The 15,430-nt window shown below is 50.9% G+C and carries 15 protein-coding genes; 9 read left to right on the forward strand and 6 right to left on the reverse strand.

Features of this window, described 5'->3' with window-relative positions; translation table 11 throughout:
* The first annotated feature begins 69 nt into the window (after positions 1 to 69).
* Both U5R06_09485 and U5R06_09490 read left to right on the forward strand, forming a co-directional pair.
* On the forward strand, positions 70 to 318 hold the full coding sequence (locus U5R06_09485; protein MDZ7723014.1) for an AbrB/MazE/SpoVT family DNA-binding domain-containing protein: 249 nt from the start codon (positions 70 to 72) through the stop codon (positions 316 to 318).
* Complete coding sequence (locus tag U5R06_09490; GenBank protein MDZ7723015.1) at positions 319 to 633, forward strand: type II toxin-antitoxin system PemK/MazF family toxin; 315 nt, start codon at positions 319 to 321, stop codon at positions 631 to 633.
* Positions 634 to 709: 76 nt separating this feature from the next.
* On the opposite strand, the gene U5R06_09495 is transcribed toward U5R06_09490, so the two are convergent.
* The 3 genes from U5R06_09495 to U5R06_09505 form a co-directional block, all read right to left on the reverse strand.
* Entirely contained in the window at positions 710 to 1,675 is a 966-nt protein-coding gene (locus U5R06_09495) for a DUF4846 domain-containing protein (protein MDZ7723016.1), read from the reverse strand.
* 379 nt (positions 1,676 to 2,054) lie between these two features.
* On the reverse strand, positions 2,055 to 2,294 hold the full coding sequence (locus U5R06_09500) for a hypothetical protein (GenBank protein ID MDZ7723017.1): 240 nt from the start codon (positions 2,292 to 2,294) through the stop codon (positions 2,055 to 2,057).
* Positions 2,291 to 2,968 (reverse strand): hypothetical protein, encoded by a 678-nt coding sequence (locus U5R06_09505; GenBank protein ID MDZ7723018.1) that lies wholly within the window; start codon positions 2,966 to 2,968, stop codon positions 2,291 to 2,293. The genes U5R06_09500 and U5R06_09505 overlap by 4 nt, the downstream gene beginning before the upstream one ends.
* A 142-nt stretch (positions 2,969 to 3,110) precedes the next feature.
* Here U5R06_09505 and U5R06_09510 point away from each other — a divergent pair, with 142 nt between their 5' ends.
* Both U5R06_09510 and U5R06_09515 read left to right on the forward strand, forming a co-directional pair.
* Complete coding sequence (locus U5R06_09510; GenBank protein MDZ7723019.1) at positions 3,111 to 3,344, forward strand: hypothetical protein; 234 nt, start codon at positions 3,111 to 3,113, stop codon at positions 3,342 to 3,344.
* A 59-nt stretch (positions 3,345 to 3,403) separates the two neighbouring features.
* Positions 3,404 to 5,947: a Ser-Thr-rich GPI-anchored membrane family protein gene (locus U5R06_09515; GenBank protein ID MDZ7723020.1), complete on the forward strand. Its 2,544-nt coding sequence runs from the start codon at positions 3,404 to 3,406 to the stop codon at positions 5,945 to 5,947.
* Positions 5,948 to 6,055: 108 nt separating this feature from the next.
* On the opposite strand, the gene U5R06_09520 is transcribed toward U5R06_09515, so the two are convergent.
* Entirely contained in the window at positions 6,056 to 6,628 is a 573-nt protein-coding gene (locus U5R06_09520) for a thioredoxin family protein (protein ID MDZ7723021.1), read from the reverse strand.
* Positions 6,629 to 6,763: 135 nt separating this feature from the next.
* On the opposite strand from U5R06_09520, the gene U5R06_09525 reads away from it, so the two are divergent.
* A complete protein-coding gene (locus tag U5R06_09525) occupies positions 6,764 to 7,381 on the forward strand; it encodes a LysE family translocator (GenBank protein MDZ7723022.1) in 618 nt (205 codons plus the stop codon).
* 10 nt (positions 7,382 to 7,391) lie between these two features.
* On the opposite strand, the gene U5R06_09530 is transcribed toward U5R06_09525, so the two are convergent.
* Entirely contained in the window at positions 7,392 to 8,819 is a 1,428-nt protein-coding gene (locus tag U5R06_09530) for an RtcB family protein (GenBank protein ID MDZ7723023.1), read from the reverse strand.
* Positions 8,820 to 9,151: 332 nt separating this feature from the next.
* On the opposite strand from U5R06_09530, the gene U5R06_09535 reads away from it, so the two are divergent.
* From U5R06_09535 to U5R06_09550, 4 genes are read left to right on the forward strand one after another with little or no spacing between them, the layout of a single operon-like run.
* Positions 9,152 to 10,453, forward strand: a complete 1,302-nt coding sequence (locus U5R06_09535) for an alpha-L-fucosidase (GenBank protein ID MDZ7723024.1) — start codon at positions 9,152 to 9,154, stop codon at positions 10,451 to 10,453.
* 27 nt (positions 10,454 to 10,480) lie between these two features.
* Positions 10,481 to 11,632 (forward strand): MFS transporter, encoded by a 1,152-nt coding sequence (locus U5R06_09540; protein MDZ7723025.1) that lies wholly within the window; start codon positions 10,481 to 10,483, stop codon positions 11,630 to 11,632.
* A gap of 13 nt (positions 11,633 to 11,645) precedes the next feature.
* Positions 11,646 to 12,749, forward strand: coding sequence for an ROK family protein (locus U5R06_09545; protein ID MDZ7723026.1), 1,104 nt, complete (start codon positions 11,646 to 11,648; stop codon positions 12,747 to 12,749).
* Between the two features lie 13 nt (positions 12,750 to 12,762).
* Positions 12,763 to 14,208 (forward strand): sulfatase, encoded by a 1,446-nt coding sequence (locus U5R06_09550; protein ID MDZ7723027.1) that lies wholly within the window; start codon positions 12,763 to 12,765, stop codon positions 14,206 to 14,208.
* A gap of 21 nt (positions 14,209 to 14,229) precedes the next feature.
* Here U5R06_09550 and U5R06_09555 read toward each other — a convergent pair whose 3' ends face one another.
* Positions 14,230 to 15,405, reverse strand: a complete 1,176-nt coding sequence (locus U5R06_09555) for an MFS transporter (GenBank protein MDZ7723028.1) — start codon at positions 15,403 to 15,405, stop codon at positions 14,230 to 14,232.
* Between the last annotated feature and the right edge of the window lie 25 nt (positions 15,406 to 15,430).

Below are 15,430 nucleotides of genomic sequence, written 5' to 3' on the forward strand. Positions count from 1 at the left end.
TTGACATTCTGATTGGTTCTTGTTAAAATGTTACTACATGTAATAACAAAATAATGTTGAGGACTCGATTTGGATATTAAAGTTCAAAAAATTGGAAACTCTAAGGGTATCCGGATTCCTAAAAAAGTCATTCATGCCTGTGAAATTTCTGATGTCGTGGAGCTTTATGTGACCGGCAAGACCATCACGATACAGGCGAAACGAAAACCCAGGGAAGGCTGGGCAAAGGCTGCCAAAGCAATGCATCAAAGAGGGGATGATAAATTGTTCCTGCCTGATGAACTCGATACGAACGTTCATTCTCCCTGGAAAAAGTAAATGCAATACGATATTTATCTTGTAAATCCTGAACCGAAATTCGGCAGTGAACCGGATAAACTCAGACCCTGCATCGTTGTTTCTCCGGATGAATTGAATCAATATTTGCAAACGGTGGTGATTGTACCGCTTACCTCTTCACTTTGCGATTGGCCGTTCAGAGCGCTCATTGAGTATGACGGTCGAAAATCAGATGCCTGTATTGATCAAATCCGGGTGATTGACAAACAGCGATTGATCAAAAGAAAAAGCCGTCTTTCGATCCAGGAGATTCAAAGCGTAAAAGATTTGATTCGCGAAACGTACGTTGACTAAAGGGCGGTCGTAAACCGAACGAGGAGTAGCAGTCTATCGTGCGGTTTAGGGGTATATCTGGCCGGTTCCCGAATTTCTATTTTTCGGGAAATCCCATCAAATCATTCTTTGAAAACGACCATTCCGGCGTGTATATGACGGTATCTGAATTTAATCTGTACCATGGACTGATGCTGTCATGCCTGTTATGCAATATCTGGATCTCCTGGGCCGGCATGTAGCTTTGCGCCAGCAGGTAGATGCGTTCACCCGTGCTTGCATGTTTGGCCATATCCACGACAATCACCGCATGTCCGGGCATGCCGCCCTGGATCAGCACATCGCCGATTTGCATCTTGTGAAACGCTACTGACTCTAATTCCCGGGACAGGGACAGGGTGCCGGCATACATGAAAATCAGCTGCATATACTGCCGGAAATCGTGATAGGTATTGGACGGGGCATAGCGGTTGTTCCAGCGGGTTGTATTGCCCTCAACGATCATGCGCCGGCCCTGCATCCATTCCGAATAATCGACTCGAAAACCGTTGGTGAAATTGAAATGGATGCTGTCATATTGCTGCTGCTGCCACAAATACTCCGCCCGCAGCCGCATCACCGCATCCGCGCATTGATGCAGGTCCTGATCCCCGATCGGCAGGTCCACAACCGCCACGTACACACCGTGATTCGGCTTGCTGCCACCGTCATAATATTTTGCCGGTGAGCCGTGCGCTTTGAGCGGTAATGTTCTGAGATATGCCGTGAACGAGTTTTCTGAAGCAGGACTGCGCCGGAATCCCTGCGGCGTCCGGATTCTGTTTTGAATAACAGCGCCGGTGGTATCGATGAGTGGATTTCCGGTATGGTCAGTCTGCCGGGTTTGCGGATGATCTGTCTGCGCTTCACAGCCGGTCAGGCAGAGGAATAGACCGGTGATGAGGATGTAATGGATTTGTTTCATCTGATAGATTATACCTGTGTTTGAGCCTTTTTGTTTCAGGGATTGCTTGTTGTTCTCGTGCTTTTCGTTTTCTCGTTCCGTCAGTCCCGTCCCCGCCACCTCGTTCCGTCAGTCCGCTTGCGGAATGCCATCTGGACACTCTGTGTCCAGTGCCTGATGCTTGAGGCATAAGCTTGCTGGTTGAGATTGTGCTTTAGCTCCTAAATGAGGCTCTTTCGGCAGTTGTTTGCCGGGACACAGAGTGTCCGTGCTGCATTCGCGGGCAGAGTGAGGGAACGATGAAAAAGATACGGACGAGTCCGTGAGGTACGCGGGCTGAGTGTCTGTCCTGCCGCGACGGTCACGGACGACGAACCTCGTCGTCCGACATCCCCGCGCCCTCGTTCCGCCAGTCCTTTGGCGGAACGCAGTTTGGACACTCTGTGTCCAGTGTCTGGTCCTTGAGGCAGAAGCTTGCCTTTAGAGATTGTGCTTTAGCTCACATACATTTGTCTTTGTCGGCAGTTGTTTGCCGGGACACAGAGTGTCCGTGCTGCATTCGCGGGCAGAGTGAGGGGGACGATGCGACGAGGATATACAACGTAAAAATGCGGTAATGATCCTTGTAAACATGTTCAGAATTAAATTGCTGAAAACTCGCCGTGTAGGTCCAGATGATGCGTCCGTCATCGTCGTAATAAATCAGTTCGCCGCTGTCGTTGGGGTCGATGCGGCTCAATGTACCGAGGAACACCTCATTGCGCTCATCGTGATAACATCATGCAGCCGTAAAGAAAAGGGCGCGGATGCGTCTGCATTCAGGATGTCCCACATTTTCTGCAGCAGTTGCGGAACCGTATCCTCGGGTTTCATGTGCCGGTAGATTTGACCCATCATGGGCTCTGTCGGCATCCGAACCGGAGGCGGGGCGTCAGCGCCTGAGTAAATCAGGATACCGCGGATATCCTCTGCTGTCCGCAAAGTATCCGACTGTTCAGCAGCCAGTTTCAGATTGCGCAGCAGTTTGGCGCTTTCCGGGTCGCGTTCTCTGAAAATTCGATACAGTCCCTGACGAGTGCGAGCGGTAACCAGCCGCCGCAAATGCAACAATGCGGTTTCTTGACAGTCTATCGGTTCTTGCAGTGATTGAAAGTAATGTTTCAATCGAATCAGACAATTGTGTTCATCGCGTTCGAACAAGTCGGCAACCGCATCCAGGGCAATGGATTCCAGCGCATGCTTTGTGTTGTCTTTGATATCAGTCAGATGCAGCCCCTGGCGTTGTTTGAATTTGAGATACGCGACGGACAGGCGCAGGACAATCTCAATGAGCGCCCTGAGTTCGGACCCGGTTAGATAGCCGCTGCGGCATTTTTGCCAGAGGTGAAAGAGGGAAACGTCTGTTTTCTGCATAGGAAAATGTTTTGATTGGTGCAATATACTGAAACATACTCAATTCAACCTTTACAAGCAAGTCCGGTTATTAAAAAAATGTCAATGTATCATTCTTTTATTGATTTCCATGCCTGAAATCACTAAAATAGACAGAATATCTATGAAAATCTATAAACTGTACATTCTATTGCTGTGCGTCTTGGTGGGAAAGTTCGGCTGCAATGAGCAGCCGGTGAATAACGGCGCTCCGGCCCTGTTGTCGTTGACGGTACGCAATGCGGATCAGGATCCGGTGGTGCATGCCCGGGCTCAGACCTCCGGGCAAAGCGCCTTGTCGGATTCAACCGGCCGCATTGATATGCACTGGCGTCCGGGCGGACGGTTCTTCATCTGACGGCGCCGGGATATCAGGACCGGACCGACACCCTGAGTTTACAGTCGGGGCGTAATACTATGGGATCAGTGACACTGGGGTCTCTGAATGATCTTTGGCTGGACTTTATGAAAACCGCAGATAATCCCGCTGACCAACAGCAGGTTTTGGAATTCTGCGGCTTTAGAGTGACGGAACAGGCAGCACACACCAATGGCCTGGCGCCGGCGCATGTGAACAGTATATATTTACTGCATCAGGACCGGACAGGCGTAACCGCCAATGAAATATATCAGGAACTTTTGTTGTACGGAATGGTTACTCGTCGGGGAGACGCGCTGGGCAAGGCGGAGTTTATAGATCTGCTGCAGGCGCTTTGCACTGCCGCTCAGCAGCATCCGGCGGCTCCGCATTCGTTATTGTATCAATATCTGCTGCTGGACGAGAACGGCGATATGAGCAAATCACCCCAGAGTATTGTGGCCTCGACATCGTTCACCCCGCTTCAAAGCGTCATGCTGCTCTCGGCTTTTTCTATCCTGGCGCACTCGCCGGTGACAGACTATCGGCCGTTTGCCCGTTCACTGCAGGCGGCTTTGAGTGAAAACTGGATGTCTGTGCCGGTGGACGCCGGTATCGATCAGGGAGAGTTTTCAGATGCTGTGACAGACCCTGCACCGGGATTGGCTGCGTTGCGGCTGGGACTGGAAATCGGTTCGGGGTTGTCCGCGCCCGCATCCGGTTTGAATGCCCAATATCTGCCGTTTACAGCCTCGGGTGCGCTGAATGAGGGAACGGCGCTGGGAAATCTGGCTGCTGCATTTCTGTATAAAATTCAAACCGGTCGTCTGGGACAGATGCTGAGTGCAAATGAACAGCAGGATCTGTATTTGAACCAAACCGGTGAGTTTACCTCGGAAACGGGCGCGCTCTCGATAATGCATCCGGCATCCGGTGATGTCTGGGCCATGGGTGACACGCTCGAGGTAACCTGGAATACGGGGATGCTGGGCGGTACGGTCCGGCTTGATTTATACAAAGGCGCTGAGCCGCTTGAAAATATTGTTGCTTCAACCGGGAATGACGGATATTTTGGCGACTATGTGCTGCCATTGAATTTGCAGACCGGCAATGATTACCGCGTCTATATCCGTCATCGTGAACAGCCCGGTTATTTCGATTTCGGGGACCGTTTTGTCATTCAACCGCAGTCCGATCTGCTTTCCATCACCGAACCCAACCGGTCAACGGTCTGGGTGCAGGGACAATCCCGGGCGCCGATCCGCTGGGATAGCCGATTTGCAGCAGGCAATGTATCCATTCTTTTGATTCGCGGCTCGAATTTCAAAACGATTGCCGCCAATACACCGAATGACGGCGAGTATTCAGAATTCACGGTTCCGGTCTCACAACCCCCGGCGGAAGATTACCGCATCCAGATTCAGCGTCTTGATGATCCGGCGATTTCTGACCAGAGTCCGTTGTTTGAGATACGCGCCTCTGAAGACACAGGGTTTCAAGTTACGCAACCGGACGCCTACAGTCGCTGGATGCCCGGCGAAACGGTTCAAATTGCCTGGCAGAGTCAGGGCAATCCCGGGGAAACGGTGAGGATTGCGCTGGTTTCACCCGAAAACCAGATTTTGGAAATCGCTGCTGAAACGGTCAACGACGGACAATTTTCCTACACGTTGCCTGATGACCTAAAAGCCGGAACCGGCTACCGTGTCCGGATTGCATCTGTTCGTTCTGAGGTGTATGCCTACAGTTCAGCGTTTGAGATTCTGGCGGCAGATCAGGGATATATCCGTGTGACACGTCCATCTGCAGAAAGCGTTTGGGTGCCCGGCAGCACAGTGGAATTTATCAAATGGTCGGCAACGGAGCATTCGGGATCACAGGTGCGGATTGTCCTGTACTGCGATGCTTCGCCTGTGCTGACTATTGCAGAATCCGCTCAAAACAGCGGGACCTTTGCGTTTTCCGTGCCTGCCGGACTCGCCGCAGGAGAAAATTATCGGGTGAGTGTTCAATCGCTGCAGAATGAGATTGCCGATACCAGTCCGGCCTTTACAGTTATTCCCGAAAGCAGTGGATTTTGGCAGACGTTTGAGTCAGATGCGGGAAACTGGCAACCGCTCCTTGAATCCGCAACCTGGCAGGTGGAGAATGGCGTTTATCAATGTACCAGCCATCCTCTGTCCGCTGCATCGGTTTACGATGCCGGTTTTTCGGGTTCGTTTACCTATCAGGCCGATATTGCATTCACATCGTCCTCAGCAGGCCTGGTTTTCTTTGTGAACGCAGAGGCGCAGGGGTATGCGTTCACCGTCAACCGCAGCAGTGAATTTTCTCTGTTCTATATTCATTCGGACGACAAGGCGGATACTCTGATGTCAAAATTCCGGCATCCTGCTGTGGCCATTGAACCCGGCAATAGCCTGAATCTGCGAATCGAATATAAAGCATCTGAGGAATTATTTTCTTTTTATGCTGATGAGCAGTGGCTGTTTTATGCCGGCGACAGTCGTTATACTGATGGAAAATTTGGTGTGTTTTCAGAGTGGTGTTTGGGTGAAAAATACAGCTTGTTTGATCATGTAAAGCTGTTGATTCGCCCGTAATTGAATGTTTCGAAATGTTTAGCGCAAGGGGGCTGGCAGATTCTGACAGAACAGAAACAGGACCTTTGCACTGCAGCCCTGTTTCTTCTGTTCTGCGCGACAGAGGCATTAAAAATAATCGGGTTGGTTGCCCGGTTTCCACTTTATATTGCATCCCACAGAGGGTTTTTGATCCTGACCGATGGGTTCGCCGGTCAACAGACGTTCGACGGCCAGACTCAGATCCTTGCCGGTTACCGGTTTGTCGTTTGCCGGTCGACTGTCGTCAAACTGTCCGCGATACACAAGTTTGTGATCGCTGTTGAATAAAAAGAAATCCGGTGTACAGGCCGCGCGGAATTGTTTTGCCACCTCCTGTGATTTATCCAACAGATAAGGAAAGGTAAATTTAAAAGTCTCTGCTACTTTTTTCATCTCTTCCGGTTTATCATTCGGATAGGCCTGATAATCATTGGACATGATTGTGACGACACGGACCCCGTTATCCTGATAGTCTTTGAGTCGTTCGGCAAGCACATTGATGATATTTTTAACATAGGGGCAGTGGTTGCAAATAAAAGCTATTAGCAGGGGTTGATTTTCAAAATCCCGATTCGAAACACGTTTGCCGTTCATGTCGGGCAATTGAAAATCCGGACAAGGTGTTCCCAGTTCTAACATGGTAGAAGGGGTGTGAGCCATAGAATTCTCCTTTACGTTGGTTTGAACATAAAACAGTATCATGTACTTGATACATTCCGAAATTTGAGAAAAAAATGCTGCTTTTTTTTACGATATAAAATGATATCTTTTAGTGGTCAAGCATGAAAGGAATATGTGGAATTTTTAATCACCGGAATTGTTCTTGGATTGTCCGCGGGCACCAGCCCCGGGCCGCTTTTTGCCCTGGTGGTAAGTGAATCCCTGCGCGGAACCACGGCTGACGGGATCAAAGTGGCGTTATCCCCGCTGATCACGGATGCGCCTATCATTCTGTTATGCTATTTTCTACTGCGTCAGATACAGGATCTGCCTCTGCTGTTGGGTGTGATCTCCTGCATCGGTGGTGTTTACGTCCTGTACCTGGGGATTCAGAGTTTGCGCGTACAGCCTGCAGCGTTTAAAGTGTCGGGGCGCCGCCGTACGGCCGCACTCTGGAAAGGTGTGGTGACCAACGCTGCCAGTCCGCATCCCTATCTGTTCTGGATCAGTGTCGGTACGCCTCTGATGATGCGAGCTCTGGAAACCGGGGCGTTGCATATTGTATTGTTTCTGGCCGGTTTTTACGTCTGCCTGGTCGGGGCCAAAACCATTCTGGCTGTCGTTTCCGGGCAGTCAAAGCGGTTTTTGAATGAAAGTATCCTTGTTCATGTGAATCGTGTGATGGGAGTTATCCTGATTGTGTTTTCTCTTTTGCTCTTTTATCAGGCTTTTCGATTTTTCCTGCAACTGTAATCGGATCAGGTTATCCTTTGATCACGGACAATGGTTTTAATTTGGCAACCTTGTTGGCAATACCCGCACCTGCGACCGCTTCCACCACCTGAGAGACGTCTTTATACGCGTCCGGCATTTCTTCAGCGACTGTTGAACGGCCGGTTGAGCGCAGATAGATGCCCCGGTCTGCGAGTTCGCGGGTGATATCGCGGCCGCGCGCCGCTTTTTTGGCTTTTGTGCGGCTCATCACACGTCCGGCTCCGTGACAGGCGGACCCGAACGTGTCCTGCATGGCCTGAGATGTACCCGTGAGCACATAGGAATAACGCCCCATGTCACCGGGGATAAGCACGGGCTGACCGATTTCGCGATAGTCCGCGGGTATTTCCGGATGCTGCGGCCCAAAGGCGCGCGTGGCGCCTTTACGGTGCACGCACAATTTCATAGATACCCCGTTCACCTGATGGGTTTCGATCTTGGCGATATTGTGAGCCACTTCATAGACCACACGGATTTCGGACCCGGCAATGCCCAGGGCTTGTTCGAATGCTTTTCGGACGCGGGAGGTGATCAGCTGCCGGTTGGCAAAGGCAAAATTAACAGCGCAGGCCATGGCAGATAGGTAATTCCGGCCTTCTGCGGACTGGATCGGAGCGCAGCACAACTGCCGGTCGGGCAGTTTGATCCCGTATTTTTGCGCCGCCTGCAGCATCACTTTGATAGCGTCGTCACAAACCTGGTGTCCGAATCCCCTTGATCCGGTGTGGATGAGCACCGTGACCTGATCTTTTTCCAGGCCCAGCACCTTTGCGGCATTTTCGTCGAACAGGGTTTGTACCGCGCCCACCTCTACGAAATGATTGCCGGAGCCCAGAGTGCCGACCTGATCACGACCGCGTTTCAGTGCCCGGTCACTGACCAGCTGCGGTTCGGCGCCGGCCATTTCGCCGTTTTCTTCTATTTTATCCAGATCCTGCGGAACGCCGTAGCCCTGTTCGACGCACCAGCGCGCGCCCTGTTTGAGCAGGTTTTTCTGTTCGCGGCCGGATAATTTGACGGATCCGGTTGATCCCAGACCACTGGGGATGCTTTTAAAAAGCTCATCGGTCAGGGATTTCAGGCGCGGTTTGATATCCTGAACCGAGAACGGGGTTTTCAATAGCCGAACCCCGCAGTTGATGTCATATCCCACACCGCCCGGCGAGATGACGCCGTTGTCCATATCAAACGCCGCTACACCACCGATCGGAAATCCATATCCCCAGTGAATATCCGGCATGGCCCAGGAATAATTGACAATTCCCGGCAGACATGCCACATTCATGGCCTGCTGCGGCGCATTATCCGACAGGATGTCATTCAACATGGATTCGGTTGCAATAATGCGCGCGGGTACGCGCATATCCCCGCTTGGGGGGAATTCAAAACAATAGTCATTGATTTTTTGGGGGGTCATATCAACTCGCAATTATTTTTTCTTCTGGACACAGCGAACCGGGCCTGGGTTTTTGATCTTTTTTTGACCCATGAGCTCGTTTGTGCCGTCAAAACTGATCTCACAATATACAATGAAGAACCACTCATTTCAACGCTTTTTCAATTCTTTATAAAAACAGATAAATGTATTGCTTTTCATCCGATTATTTTTTAAACTTTTGATAAAGCAAAGGTTGTTTGATTGGGAACAAATACGGTTTCGCTGTCGCCGATGTCGATCAGGAGAGACGTGTCGTAGAACAGCGCACCATGATCCCGCAATCTATCACAAGGAAACATTGAGAGGATATTATGTCAAAGACAATGCTGTTGAGCTTACTTGTTCTGGTTTTCAGTACGACTTTTGCACAGGAACCTGCTTACCAGCCGACAGCGGAAAATTTAGAGGCGCGCGAATGGTTTCAGGATGCAAAATTCGGATTGTTTGTACACTGGGGTGTTTATTCTGTGCTTGGAGACGGTGAATGGGTGATGCAGGTCCAATCTATTCCCAAAACCCCGTATGAAAAACTTGCTTCTTTTTTCAATCCCATTGACTTTGATCCGGCTGAATGGGTGGCTATGGTCAAAGACGCGGGAATGAAATACATCACCATCACCAGCAAGCATCATGACGGGTTCGGGATGTTTGATTCCGAGTTGACGGATTGGGATATTGTTGACCGAACCCCCTACCAAAAGGATGTGCTGAAAGCCCTGGCAGATGAATGTCATAAACAGGGAATCCGGCTTTTCTTTTATTATTCGCAACTGGACTGGCATCACAACGATTATTATCCGCGCGGCAACACCGGCAAGTCGGCCGGCCGCCCGGATACCGGCAACTGGGATGCTTATATTGATTATATGAACGCTCAGCTCACGGAACTGCTCACCGGCTACGGTGATATAGCCGGTATCTGGTTTGACGGCATGTGGGACAAGCGCGAGGCGGACTGGCGGCTGCAGGAGACCTATTCCCTGATTCATGATCTGCAGCCCGGATGTCTGATCGGGAGCAATCATCACCGGGCGCCCAAGCCGGGTGAGGATATTCAGATGTTTGAAAAAGATCTGCCCGGACAAAACAAGTCCGGTTTCAGTAAAGGTTCCGAGGTGGGCAATCTGCCGCTGGAAACCTGTGAGACCATGAATCACTCCTGGGGATTTAATCTGCAGGACCGGGATTTCAAAACATCGCGCGACCTGATCCATTATCTGGTCAAGGCGGCCTGTCATAATGCCAATTTTCTTTTGAATGTGGGGCCGATGCCGAACGGCAATATTCAACAGGAATGTGTGGATACATTAAAAATTGTCGGCGACTGGATGGATACATACGGGGAAACCCTTTACGGCACCCGCGGCGGCCCGATCCCGCCGGCGGACTGGGGTGGCAGCACCCGAAAAGATGATGTGGTCTATGTGCATATTCTCAACTGGCAGGATGATGCTTTTCTGATAACCGGTCTGGACACGATTCAATCGATTCATCTCTATTCCACGGGCGAAGCGCTGGATTATACACAAACCGAATTCGGGACGGTTGTGGATCTGTCCTATACCGAACCGCTGATTGACCGGGTTTTGACGATTAAAACCGAAAACAAGTGAGATTAAAACATATCAAGGAGCGATTCAATGAGAATGAAAACATTACCGATTTTTCTGGTGTTTCTATGCATGGGATTCGGAGATGCTGTAGGCCCGTTTGTCGGCCTGGCCAAAGAAACCTTTCAGCTTTCCAATACCATGGCCCAGTTGATTCCGTTTACGGGATTTTTAATGTTTGGATTGTTGTCCGTGCCCATGGGAGTGTTTCAGGACAAACACGGTAAAAAAAACGTGCTATTGACAGGGGTTTTGATTATGCTGATTGGATTGCTGATTCCGACTATTTTTGGATTCAGCTATTACGCCCTGTTTCTGGTTACCATTCTGCTTTTGGGTGCCGGTGCGACCATCCTTCAGGTGGCCGGCAACCCGATCATGCGCGACGTTTCAGCCGAAGGAAAATATTCGAGAAACCTGTCTCTGGCTCAGTTCGTCAAAGCCATTGGTTCGTTATCCGGTCCGCTGATTCCGGCGGGCGCCGCTTATTTTTACAGCCGGGACTGGCGAGTGATTTTCCCGGTTTACAGTATCGCGCTGATGTTGACTTTATTATTGATTGCGTTTATGCGGATTCACGAAAAAGAGGTCAAAGAAAAGACCGCCAGTTTCAAATCCTGCTTGTCTCTGCTGAAAGATAAATTTGTTCTGATGATGGTGCTCGGTATTTTTCTCTATGTCGGATCCGAGGTGAGCATGAGTTCAGGAGTTCCCATTTATCTCGAAAGCGAATTCGGTGTGGATATCAGCACTCTGGGTGTGCTGGGCGCCGGTTTGTTTTTTCTGACCCTGACCATCGGCCGTTTTGCCGGCGGTATCATTTTAAACTGGATGAAACCGGCTAATTTTCTCATGCTGACGGTGGTGTTGGCTGTGATTGGGATCATCGGCTTGTTTTTTGGCGTGCAGACGATTGCTATTATCAGCGTCATTTTAATCGGATTGAGTTTTGCCAATATTTTCCCGCTTATTTTTTCTATAACGGTAGACCGCATGCCGGAGCGCTCGAACGAACTCTCCGGGCTCATGGTGACAGCGATCGTCGGCGGCGCTGTGCTGCCTCTCTTGATGGGTGTTTTGGCGGATCTGACGAATTCACTGATCGGCTTTCTGGTGCCGTTGGCGGCCATGCTGTATATCACCACTATTGCATTGAGTGTAAAACGAACAAATAATACTTGAAAAGGACAGAGGTATGGATTACAGAACAGATGAACGCATTGTTCTCACATTGGATGCCGGCGGTACCAACTTTGTGTTTTCGGCGATACAGGGCTGCCGCGAGATTATCGAGCCGGTCCGACTGCCGGCGCATGCGAATGATCTGCAAAAAAGTTTGCAATCGCTTTCGGATGGATTTCATCAGGTCAAGAATAAACTGAGCGCCAAACCCGTAGCGATCAGTTTTGCCTTTCCCGGGCCGGCGGATTATCCGCGCGGGATTATCGGCGATTTGGGCAATTTGCCGGCGTATCGCGGCGGTGTGGCCCTGGGACCGATGCTGGAGGCCGAGTTTGATCTTCCGGTGTTTATCAATAATGACGGCGATCTGTATGCTTATGGTGAAGCTATTGACGGATTTCTGCCCAAAGTCAATAGCCGGCTGCGCGAATACGGCACCCCGAGGCAGTTTCATAATTTATTTGCCGTTACCCTGGGAACCGGATTCGGCGGCGGCCTGGTAAGCAATAATTCATTGTATATCGGCGACAATGCCGCAGCCTGCGAAATCTGGATTACCCGCAACAAACTGCACCCGGATTCGTTTGCAGAGGAAGGCGCCAGTATCCGGGCGGTTCGCCGGGTCTATGCTGAACACGCGGATATCAGTTTCGATGATGCGCCGGAACCCAAAGATATTTATGCGATTGCGACGGGGGAAAAACGAGGAAACCGGGAAGCAGCCGTAAAAGCGTTCGATGAACTGGGCGAGGTTGTCGGTGACGCCCTGGCGAACGCGGTCACGCTGTTTGACAGTCTGATCGTCATCGGCGGCGGACTGAGCGGCGCTCATGCACTGTTTCTGCCGGCCGTGGTTCGGGAAATGAACAGCAAGCTAAAGACGCGGGGCGGCGAATCTGTTGACCGGCTGGTACAAAACGTGTATAATCTGGAAGATGAGCAGCAATGTCAATCATTTCTAAAAGGTGAGGTTACCACTATCACCGTGCCGGGAACGGAAGAACTAGTGAAATATGATCCGGAAAAACGCATCGGTGTCGGTGTGGCTTCTCTGGAGACCAGTCAGGCTGTTTCTGTTGGCGCGTATGCCTTTGCCCTGGATAATCAGTACAAATGATCGGAGGTAAGCTATGACCCAAACAACAAGACGGCATTTTCTACAGACCTGTTCCGCCGGATTCGCTGCAGCAGCTCTCGGTACGCTGCCAGGCTGTTCTCAACCGAAATCTCTTCCCAATCTTGTCATTATCTTTACGGATGACCAGGGATACGCTGATGTCGGAGTTTACGGCGCTCAGGGATTCGAAACCCCGAATCTGGACCAAATGGCCCAGGCGGGACGCCGGTTTACGGATTTTCATGTGGCATCTCCCGTCTGTTCGCCGAGCCGGGCGGCATTGCTCACCGGATGCTATCCGCAGCGGGTGGGATTGCCCATGGTGCTGTTCCCGGACGGTCCGGAATGGACAAAAGGCAAATCAGAACTCGGTTTGAACGAAAACGAAACCACGTTGGCGGAATTGTTGAAATCGAAAGGATATCGCACGGCGTGCTACGGCAAATGGCATTTGGGGCATCATGAACCGTTTCTGCCCGTCAATCACGGATTCGATGACTATTTCGGTCTGCCCTACAGCAATGACATGCGGCCCGAAGATAATCCGGCCTATCCGCCGCTGCCACTGATTCAGGGTACCGAGGTCATTGAAGAGAATCCGGATCAATCGCTGCTCACCCGGCGCTATACGCAAAAAGCGCTCGAGTTTATCAACAAAAATGCGGATCAGCCGTTTTTCCTGTATTTGGCGCACAGCATGCCGCATGTACCGTTGTATCGATCCGATCGGTTTGCTGGTATTTCCGAACAGGGCGTATACGGAGATGTGATCCGGGAAATCGACTGGTCCGTGGGGCAGGTTCTGAAAACTCTAAAAGACAATGGATTGGATGATAACACTCTAATTGTATTTGTCAGTGACAATGGACCCTGGACGGTTTTCGGTAATCACGGCGGGTCGGCGGGACCGCTGCGCGGCTGCAAACAGACCGTGTTTGAAGGCGGACAGCGGGTTCCCTGCATCATGCGCTGGCCCGGCAAAATTCCGGAAAACAGCGTTTGTGACTCATTTGCAACCACTATGGATATGCTGCCGACGATGGCGGCTTTGGTGAATGCCGATCTGCCGCCGCGCAAAATTGACGGTCATGATATCCGTCCGCTGGTGTTTGCTGATGCGAATGCTGAAACCCCCTATGAGGCGTTTTATTATTACGATGGACCCACCTTAAAAGCGGTGCGCAGCGGCAAATGGAAACTGCATGTACCGCATGACTACAAGGGCGTCAAACAGGCGGGCATGGACGGCGAAAAGGGAACCTATTTTTATCAAAAAATCGAGCTGTCCCTGTTTGATCTGGAGCAGGATATCAATGAAGATCAGAATGTAGCCGACCAGCACCCCGAGGTGGTCCAACGACTGTTGGCCGCTGTCGAACAGGCTCGAGCAGATCTGGGGGATCATGACCGGAAGGGCAAGGGTGTGCGGCCGTGCGGTCATTTAAAAGACTATAGTTAAAACCCGGGATCACCGGATATATCAATTCCGGTGATCTTTTTTCCCGCCCGGCAGCAGCCAAACCGCCGGAATCCCCAGCAGCGATACAAGCGCCGCAATTTTAAAACTTGTTTCCAGTGTCCATAAATCACCCATGCCGCCAATGAGTACAGAGACCAGTGAACCGGCTGTAAAATTAATGGTCATATAAATCCCGTTAATCAATGCCGGCCGGCCGGAGCCGTTATCCTGCACCAGCGCCAATAGAACCGGGCCGGAGGCAAAGATAAAAAAGCCCAGGAGAATCAGAACGGGGATACGGATCAGCGTGCCTGAAATGATGAATATCCACATTAATACAGGAGCGGCGATAGAGATAATGATCAAGGTTGGTTTTCTGCCGATTTTGTCGGATATGCTGCCCGACAGGAATGTACCCGCTGCGCCGGAAAGCTGCAGAATGGACAACAGTCCGCCGCCGGTCCAGGCCGAAGCGCCCTTGGCTGTCATAAAGGTGGGCAGAAACGTGGTAAACGCGTTTTTGGTCAGCGCCCGGAAAAACACAACCGCAGACAGGGTGAGGAAAAACGGCGCCAATCCTCTCAATGTCCTGAAAAGATGCGGACGCCGGGATTCACTGTGATTCTGCACCTTGACCGTGTGCAGTCGCCAATGCAAAACTCCCGAGGCAAGCAGTCCGAACGGGGTCAGTTTCCATGAACCCTCCAGGCCCCACAGCGAGACTGCGCCGAGTATGGTCAAGGGTCCGAGGGTGCGGGCCAGTTCACCGCCCAGCATGTAAAAGCTCATACCCTTGCCGATGCGGTTGCCGGATAAATTGCGAATGATGACCGGGGCCGGCACATGGAACATGGTGGAACTGATTCCCATGACAATCAACAGGATGACAGCTGCTGTATAAGACGGCGCCAGTCCCAGTAAGCTCATGACAACCGTGGTCAGCGCCGGTGAAACAATTAAAAAGGTTTTCATTGACAGCCGGTCCGCGAGAATCCCTACCAAAGGATTCAGCAGGGACGGCAAACGCTGAAATACGGATAACAATCCGGCCAGCGAATAGGATATCCCCAGTTTTTCGATCAGGAATGGTAAAAGCGGTGCAAGAAACGATGAATAAATATCATGAATCATGTGCGCCGCACTGACCGTGATCACGTTGGTATATTGGAAATCTGATGTTTTGCTTTTGTTTTGCATTCGAATGTTGTATTTTAAAACAGTC

This window comes from candidate division KSB1 bacterium (assembly GCA_034521575.1).
Taxonomy (GTDB): domain Bacteria; phylum Zhuqueibacterota; class Zhuqueibacteria; order Residuimicrobiales; family Krinioviventaceae; genus JAXHMJ01.

Bases quoted from the DNA above. Each gene is read 5' to 3' on its own strand.
- U5R06_09490 (MDZ7723015.1), top strand. From the start codon at position 319: ATGCAATACGATATTTATCTTGTAAATCCTGAACCGAAATTCGGCAGT.
- U5R06_09505 (MDZ7723018.1), bottom strand. From the start codon at position 2,968: ATGCAGAAAACAGACGTTTCCCTCTTTCACCTCTGGCAAAAATGCCGC.
- U5R06_09510 (MDZ7723019.1), top strand. From the start codon at position 3,111: ATGAAAATCTATAAACTGTACATTCTATTGCTGTGCGTCTTGGTGGGA.
- U5R06_09515 (MDZ7723020.1), top strand. From the start codon at position 3,404: ATGGGATCAGTGACACTGGGGTCTCTGAATGATCTTTGGCTGGACTTT.
- U5R06_09520 (MDZ7723021.1), bottom strand. From the start codon at position 6,628: ATGGCTCACACCCCTTCTACCATGTTAGAACTGGGAACACCTTGTCCG.
- U5R06_09530 (MDZ7723023.1), bottom strand. From the start codon at position 8,819: ATGACCCCCCAAAAAATCAATGACTATTGTTTTGAATTCCCCCCAAGC.
- U5R06_09535 (MDZ7723024.1), top strand. From the start codon at position 9,152: ATGTCAAAGACAATGCTGTTGAGCTTACTTGTTCTGGTTTTCAGTACG.
- U5R06_09540 (MDZ7723025.1), top strand. From the start codon at position 10,481: ATGAGAATGAAAACATTACCGATTTTTCTGGTGTTTCTATGCATGGGA.
- U5R06_09545 (MDZ7723026.1), top strand. From the start codon at position 11,646: ATGGATTACAGAACAGATGAACGCATTGTTCTCACATTGGATGCCGGC.
- U5R06_09550 (MDZ7723027.1), top strand. From the start codon at position 12,763: ATGACCCAAACAACAAGACGGCATTTTCTACAGACCTGTTCCGCCGGA.
- U5R06_09555 (MDZ7723028.1), bottom strand. From the start codon at position 15,405: ATGCAAAACAAAAGCAAAACATCAGATTTCCAATATACCAACGTGATC.